This is a genomic window from Streptomyces durocortorensis, from assembly GCF_016901035.1.
In the GTDB taxonomy this organism is placed as follows: domain Bacteria; phylum Actinomycetota; class Actinomycetes; order Streptomycetales; family Streptomycetaceae; genus Streptomyces; species Streptomyces durocortorensis.
Genome location: NZ_JAFEUF010000304.1, coordinates 1 through 6,917, shown reverse-complemented (window position 1 = coordinate 6,917; position 6,917 = coordinate 1). Strand labels below are relative to the sequence as shown.

Genomic DNA, 6,917 nt, shown 5'->3' with positions numbered 1-6,917 from the left:
AGAGCCCCAGCGAGTCGTGGGCGCCCACCGCCCCGGCGGGGTGCCGGCCGCCCGCGCTCCGCGCTCTCCATCCCCGCCACCTCCGACCGAGCGGCCCACCGCCCGACCGCCCGGAGGGCCGGAGGACCGTGCTCCCGCTGCGGAAGACGGATTGGGTGGCGTTCGGGTTGCTCAGCGACGCTCGGGGCGCCCGCGTGCCGGGCCGGAGACCACAGGGCCGGCACCGGGGACCTGGGGCCACCGCCCCCGGCCCGGCTGTTCGCCCGGGCGGCCGCTCACGGCGAGGCCCCCGAGCCCTGCCGCCTCAGCCGAACTGCACCGAGCGCTTCGCCAGCCCCATCCAGAACCCGTCGATGACGCTCCGCCCCCGGTCCAGCTCGTCCTCCGCCGCGCCCAGCGTCACGAACAGCGGCGCGAAGTGCTCGGTGCGGGGGTGGGCCAGCTTCCCGGCCGGGGACGTGTGCTCGAAGTCGATCAGCGCGTCGATGTCCTGGGCCCGCAGCGCGCGGTCGCCCCAGTCGTCGAACTCCGCCGACCAGCCGGGAACCCCGCCGCCGGTGTGCCGCAGCGCGGCCAGGTTGTGGGTGAAGAAGCCGCTGCCGACGATGAGCACGCCCTCGTCGCGCAGCGGGGCGAGTTTACGCCCGACGTCCATCAGCTTCTGCGGGTCGAGGGTCGGCAGGGAGATCTGGAGTACGGGGATGTCGGCGTCCGGGAACATCTCCACCAGCGGGACGTACGCCCCGTGGTCGAGGCCCCGGTCCGGGATGTCCTGGACCGGCGTACCGGCGCCGCGCAGCAGCTTGCGGACGCTGTCGGCGAGCCCCGGCGCGCCGGGGGCTCCGTACCGTACGGCGTAGTAGTGCTCGGGGAAGCCCCAGAAGTCGTACACGAGCGGCATCGTCTCGGTGGCTCCCAGGGCGAGCGGGGCCTCTTCCCAGTGGGCGGAGACCATGAGGATCGCGCGGGGGCGGGGCAGACCCGCGGACCAGGCGGCGAGTTCGCCGGGCCAGACGGGGTCGTCGGCCAGCGGCGGCGCGCCGTGCGAGAGGTAGAGGGCGGGCATGCGGTCCGCGGTGGCTGTCATGGCACTCCCCATCCACTGGACGCGGAACTCGGCGCGCCGGGCACCGCGTTGGATGCACAGGGCACTGGTTCCGGTCACGAGTTCGTCAGAGCAGGAGTTCCCCGAGGTCATCCGGGGGATCGTTGTTCAGGGGTCCTGCGGAACTCTGCGGAAATTCCTTCGGATCCCCTGCGGGGCCTCCTGGGGCAGGCTTATTGAATCTTCAAGTTCCTACCTGTGGAGACCTTAGCTCTATCTAGTTAAACTTTCAAGAAAAGGTCGTACAGTGGAGTCCATGACCACGGCATCCACCAGCGCGCCGCGTTGGCTCACCGACGAGGAGCAGCGCGTCTGGCGCGCCTATCTGCATGCCACCACGCTGCTGGAGGATCACTTCGACCGCCAGTTGCAGCGCGATGCCGGTATGCCGCACATCTATTACGGGCTGCTCGTCCAGCTCTCCCAGGCCCCCCGCCGCCGGATGCGGATGACGGAGCTGGCCCGTAACGCGAAGATCACCCGTTCCCGGCTCTCGCACGCCATCGCCCGGCTGGAGAAGAACGGCTGGGTGCGCCGCGAGGACTGCTCCTCCGACAAGCGCGGCCAGAACGCGGTGCTCACCGACGACGGCCTCACCATGCTCCGCCGCTCGGCGCCGGGCCATGTGGAGGCCGTACGGCAGGCGATGTTCGACCGGCTCACGCCCGAGCAGGTGAGCAGCCTCGGGGAGATCATGCGGACGCTCGCCACCGGTCTGGAACCGGAGGGCACGGACGCGGATCTGCCCTGGCTCCGCTGAGCGGAACCAGGGCAGATCCGGGGCAGGTCCCGGGCGAATCCCGGACAGGTCCGGGGTAGATCCGGGGCCGGTCGCCGTCGAAGGACTGTCGGCGACCGCCATCGTCAGTGGGTGACCACGGCCGTCAGTGGGCGACCGCCGTCGTCAGTGGGCGACCACCGGGATCTTGAACTCCTCTTCGGCGCCCGCCTCGGACGCGCTCTCCGCGCCGCCCGCCCCCGTTCCGGGGCGGCCGGTGTTGATGAGGGCGATCGCGATGGCGGCCGCGGCGACGAGGATGCCGACCGCCCACCAGATCGCGGCGGCGAAACCGCTGACCATGGCCTGGAGCTGCAGGAGCTGCGGGTCGGTGGCGCGGGCCGCGTGGTCGGCGACGTACGCGGTGGTGGCGCTGGCGGCGATGGTGTTCAGGAGGGCGGTGCCGATGGCGCCGCCGACCTGCTGCGAGGTGTTGACCATCGCGGAGGCCACGCCCGCGTCACGCGGCTCGATGCCGTGCGTGGCCAGGGACATCGCCGGCATGAACGCCGTACCCATGCCGAGGCCGAGCAGCAGCATGCCGGGCAGGATGACGGCCGCGTAGCTGGTGTTGAGGTCCAGCTGGGTCAGGAGCAGCATGCCGACCGCGGCGACCAGGAAGCCGGGGCCCATCAGCAGGCGCGGCGGAACCCGGGTCATCAGCCGGGTGCCGATCTGGGTGGAGCCGGTGATCATGCCCACGATCATGGGCATGAACGCGAAGCCGGTCTTGACCGGGGAGTAGCCCTTCACGATCTGGAGGTAGTAGGTCAGGAAGAGGAACAGCCCGAACATCGCGATGATGGCGAGCCCCAGCGAGAGGTAGACCCCGCCGCGGTTGCGCTCGGTCAGGACGCGCAGCGGCAGCAGCGGCGACTTCACGCGCGCCTCGGTGACGACGAAGGCGATCAGCAGCACGGCGGCGGCGATGAACATGGAGACGGTCAGCGCGTCCGACCAGCCGGCCGACTCGGCGCGGGTGAAGCCGTAGACGAGGGCGACCAGGCCGAGCGTGGAGAGCACGACGCCGGGGATGTCCAGCGGTGCGCGGTTGCGGGTGCCGGAGGGCTCGCGGATGACGAAGTACGCGCCCGCGGCGGCGACGACGGCGAACGGGATGTTGACGAAGAACGTCCAGCGCCAGTTGAGGTACTCGGTGAGGAAGCCGCCGAGTATCAGCCCGACCGCGCCGCCACCACCGGCGATGGCCCCGTAGATGCCGAAGGCCTTGGCCCGCTCCTTGGCGTCGGTGAACATCACGGCGAGCAGGGAGAGCGCGGCCGGGGCGAGCAGGGCGCCGAAGACACCCTGGAGGGCCCGGGAGCCGAACATCATCGCCTCGTTCTGGGCGGCCCCGCCGAGCGCGGAGGCCAGCGCGAAGCCGATCAGGCCGACGACGAAGGTGCGCTTGCGCCCCCACAGGTCGGCGATCCGGCCGCCGAAGAGGAGGAGACCACCGAAGGCGAGGGCGTAGGCGGTGATGACCCACTGCTTGTTGCCGTCGGAGATACCGAGGTCGGTCTGGGCGGAGGGCAGCGCGATGTTCACGATGGTCGCGTCGAGGACGACCATGAGCTGGGCGAGCGCGATGAAGGCGAGGGCTTTCCAGCGGCTCGGATCGGGAAGGGCGGTGTCGGCCAGGCGTGGCGTGCCGGACGTTTTTGACATGGGTGTAGCCACCTAAGGACGTGAAAGGGCGCCGAGGCGTCGTGAAGTGGGCGTCGGCGGCACGTGCGATGACGAGCGCGCGACGGTTGCGTGGGCCGCCCGTGCGTTACGTGGACGTGGACGTACGGGCCGGTGTTCAGGTGAGGAGGGACGAGGGGAGGCCGGCGGGGCCGGAAGGTTCAGGTCGGTGCGGGCGTCAGGGGCGCCGCAGATCCTCCAAGGTCGCCGCCGAGCCGGGCAGTTCGGAGCGGGCCGGGGTCTCCAGGCCGTCCAGGAACAACTGCAGATGGCGGTGGGTGAACCGGTCGATGCCCTGGCAGGCGATGCCGGGGAGCGGCCGGGTGAGCTGGGAGAGGGCGACGAGTACGTCACCGACGGCGATGTCGGTACGCAGCCGCCCCGCGGACTGGGCGCGCGCCACGAGGCCTTCGACGGCCTCTTCGAGGCGTCGGCGCTCGGCGAGCAGGTCGGGGTGGTCCTTGTCGAAGACGCCGGAGAGCATCGGGCACAGGGCGCCGATCCGTTCGTCGGCGGCCGCGTGCACGAAGCGGCTGAGCGCGGCGAACGGGTCGGACTCCGCGGCGACGGCCTCCTCGGCCCGCAGGGTGGTACGGGAGGTGACCGCGAGGACGACCTCATGGGTGAGGGCGGCGCGGTCGGTGAAGTTGCGGTAGAGCGTGGCGTTGCCGACACCCGCGCGGCGGGCGACGTCGTCCAGCGCCACATCCGGGCCGAACTCGACGAACAGCTCGCGCGCGGCCGCGATGATCCGCTCGCGATTGCGCAGCGCGTCGGCCCGGGGGCGGGGCGCGCGGCACGGTGCCGCCGGTGCGGCGCCCTTCCCGGTGACGGCCTCCGCCGCCTCCGTGACCTCCGCGGCCTCCGTGCCCTTCCGGGCGATGGCCTGCACCGCGTGATCGGCGGCGTTCCCGGTTACGGGCTGCACCGCGCGGTCCGCGGCGTTCCCGGTGACGGGCTGCACCGCGTTCTCGGCGACGGTCTCCACTGCGCCCCTCCCCCCTTCCCTCTGTGTAGTCGGTCGACCCCCGTTCGTAACCGGGGACCGTTTCCCCGTTTAGCGGGGACACGTATGCAAACGGGGAAGGGATCCCCGCTTATTTCCCAGCCTTTTGTGACCTGAGTCACATCGCTTCCGGAGGAAAACCCTCCGATCGGCGCACCCAGCGAGCGGCCCCGGACCGCCCGGCACAGGCTGATCGCCAGAGCGCAGTCAGGGGTCGGCCGACTGCCGCGGACCCCGAAGGCGCCTCTATGCAGCAGCCCCGCCACCGGATACGCAGACACCGCCGCCCGGTCGCCCTCGCCGGAGCGACCGCGCTGGTCATAGCGGCCATGGCCTCGGCCAGCACCACTCTCCACTCCGGCGGCCGCGCCTCGGCGGGCCCGGCCGCCACCGCCCAGGACTCCGCGCTCGCCCCGTGCCGGATCTCCGCCACCATGGGCGTACAGATGTCCGAGGGGCTGCCGACCCCGCCCGGCTACTCCCGGTCGACCGGCGAGATCAGGGCGCTCAACCTGATGATCGACTTCCCGGACGCGGAGGGGACGGAACCCGCGACGGATCGGTACGCGGAGTTCTTCCCGCAGACCTCCGACTGGTTCAGGACCAGCTCCTACGGCCGGCTCGTCTACCGGCCCGAGGCCCCCGTCAAGGACTGGCTGCGGATGCCGATGCCGTTCACGGAGTACGGGATAGAGCGCGGCTCACCGTTCGAGCCGGGCTACCGCCAGCTGGTGAAGGACATCGTCGCGGCCGCCGACCCCCGGGTCGACTTCTCGGAGTACGACCTGGTCAACATCCTGGTCAGCCCGAACGCCGGTCCCTCCGCGCTGGACACCGTGCTCTCGGTGACCTTCTCCGGGAACGACGAGGCCCCGACGGCGGACGGTGTCCCGCTCTCCAACACGTCCTTCGTCTACAGCCGCCAGGACGACGGATCGGGGTCGTACGCCGAGACCGGCTACCGCGTCCTGCCGCACGAGAACGGCCATGTCTTCGGGCTGCCCGACCTCTACACGATGGAGGGCGGCGGCTCGGTCGGGCACTGGGACATCATGTCCGAGGACTGGGGCGCCAACAACGACTTCCTGGCCTGGCACAAGTGGAAGCTGGGCTGGCTCGACAACGAGCAGATCAGCTGCGCGTCCAAGGCCGGCGTCAGCGAGCACACGCTCGGCCCGCTGGCCTCCGAGGGCGGCACCAAGCTGGCCTTCGTCCCGCTGAGCGCCCAGTCCGGCTACGCCGTGGAGGTCCGCACGGCCGCCGGCAACGACGAGGCGGTCTGCCGGCCCGGGGTGCTGATCTACAAGGTCAGCTCCGACGTGGACACCGGCCAGGGCCCGGTCTCCGTCGCCGACGCCACCGAGGACAGCGGCGGCTGCACCCGGCGCCCCAACGTGCACGCGGAGCTGTCGGACGCCCCGTTCCGCCCCGGCCAGACGTTCACCGACCGGGCCAACGGCGTACGGATATCCGTGCTGGACGAGGACGACGACGGCAACTACCGGGTACGGGTCACGCGCCCGTGAGGCCGGTGCGGCGGGTGGCGGTCACGCGCCCGTGAGGGGTGCGGCCTCTTCCAGCCAGACCCGGATCCGGTCCTTGAGGAGCTTTCCGGTGACGTTGCGCGGGAGCGGCTCGTCGGTGAACAGCACCTGGGCGGGCACCTTGAAGGCGGCGAGCTTCCCGCCGACGTGTTCGCGCAGAGCCTCGGCGGTGACCCCGGCCCCGGCCCGGTCGCCGGCTTCGGATCCGGCTTCGGCCCCGGCTTCGGCCCCGGCTTCGGCCCCGGCTTTGGGCTTGGCATTGGGCCCGGCTTTGGGCTTGGCTTTGGCTCGCAGCCGGACGACGGCCGCCACCTCCTCGCCCAGCACCGGGTGCGGGATGCCGAGGACGGCGGCGTCTGCCACGTCGGGGTGGTCGTGCAGGACGCCCTCGACCTCGACGCAGTACACGTTCTCGCCGCCCCGGATCACCACGTCCTTGATCCGGTCGACGATGGACACCTGCCCCTCGCGGCGTACGGAGAGGTCCCCCGTACGGAACCAGCCGCCCTCGCCGAAGGCCTCCTCGGTCGCCGCCGCGTCGCGCCAGTAGCCGCGGAACAGCGACTGGCCGCGCAACCACAGCTCCCCCGGCTCCCCGTCGGGCAGCTCCTCGCCGGACGGCCCGGCGATCCGTACCTCGGTGACGGGGGTGGGCCGTCCCGCGCCGCCGGGCTCGGCGCGGTAGTCGTCGCCGAAGTGCGCGAGGACGCCGCCGCTGGTCTCGGTGAGGCCGTAGCCGTTGCGGGGTTCGACGCGCTTTCCGTACCGGGCGGTGAGGCGGGTGACCAGGGCGGGCGG

General features: G+C 71.8%; 6 protein-coding genes. 2 read left to right on the top strand and 4 right to left on the bottom strand.

Annotated elements, in window-relative coordinates; all coding sequences use genetic code 11:
• Positions 1 to 304 precede the first annotated feature (304 nt).
• Complete coding sequence (locus tag JS521_RS32145; RefSeq protein ID WP_205086433.1) at positions 305 to 1,087, bottom strand: dioxygenase family protein; 783 nt, start codon at positions 1,085 to 1,087, stop codon at positions 305 to 307.
• A gap of 265 nt (positions 1,088 to 1,352) precedes the next feature.
• Between JS521_RS32145 and JS521_RS32140 the strand changes: the two genes are divergently transcribed.
• Positions 1,353 to 1,865, top strand: a complete 513-nt coding sequence (locus tag JS521_RS32140; RefSeq protein ID WP_205086432.1) for a MarR family winged helix-turn-helix transcriptional regulator — start codon at positions 1,353 to 1,355, stop codon at positions 1,863 to 1,865.
• 144 nt (positions 1,866 to 2,009) lie between these two features.
• Here JS521_RS32140 and JS521_RS32135 read toward each other — a convergent pair whose 3' ends face one another.
• Both JS521_RS32135 and JS521_RS32130 read right to left on the bottom strand, forming a co-directional pair.
• Positions 2,010 to 3,551 carry an MFS transporter gene (locus JS521_RS32135; RefSeq protein WP_205086431.1) on the bottom strand — a complete coding sequence of 514 codons (1,542 nt, stop codon included), beginning with the start codon at positions 3,549 to 3,551 and terminating at the stop codon, positions 2,010 to 2,012.
• Between the two features lie 196 nt (positions 3,552 to 3,747).
• On the bottom strand, positions 3,748 to 4,461 hold the full coding sequence (locus tag JS521_RS32130) for a TetR/AcrR family transcriptional regulator (protein WP_372448636.1): 714 nt from the start codon (positions 4,459 to 4,461) through the stop codon (positions 3,748 to 3,750).
• 362 nt (positions 4,462 to 4,823) lie between these two features.
• On the opposite strand from JS521_RS32130, the gene JS521_RS32125 reads away from it, so the two are divergent.
• Positions 4,824 to 6,101 carry a M6 family metalloprotease domain-containing protein gene (locus JS521_RS32125; RefSeq protein WP_205086429.1) on the top strand — a complete coding sequence of 426 codons (1,278 nt, stop codon included), beginning with the start codon at positions 4,824 to 4,826 and terminating at the stop codon, positions 6,099 to 6,101.
• Positions 6,102 to 6,122: 21 nt separating this feature from the next.
• On the opposite strand, the gene JS521_RS32120 is transcribed toward JS521_RS32125, so the two are convergent.
• Positions 6,123 to 6,917: class I adenylate-forming enzyme family protein (locus JS521_RS32120; protein ID WP_205086428.1), on the bottom strand; the 795-nt coding region annotated here is incomplete at its 5' end.

Bases quoted from the DNA above. Each gene is read 5' to 3' on its own strand.
- JS521_RS32125 (WP_205086429.1), top strand. From the start codon at position 4,824: ATGCAGCAGCCCCGCCACCGGATACGCAGACACCGCCGCCCGGTCGCC.
- JS521_RS32135 (WP_205086431.1), bottom strand. From the start codon at position 3,551: ATGTCAAAAACGTCCGGCACGCCACGCCTGGCCGACACCGCCCTTCCC.
- JS521_RS32145 (WP_205086433.1), bottom strand. From the start codon at position 1,087: ATGACAGCCACCGCGGACCGCATGCCCGCCCTCTACCTCTCGCACGGC.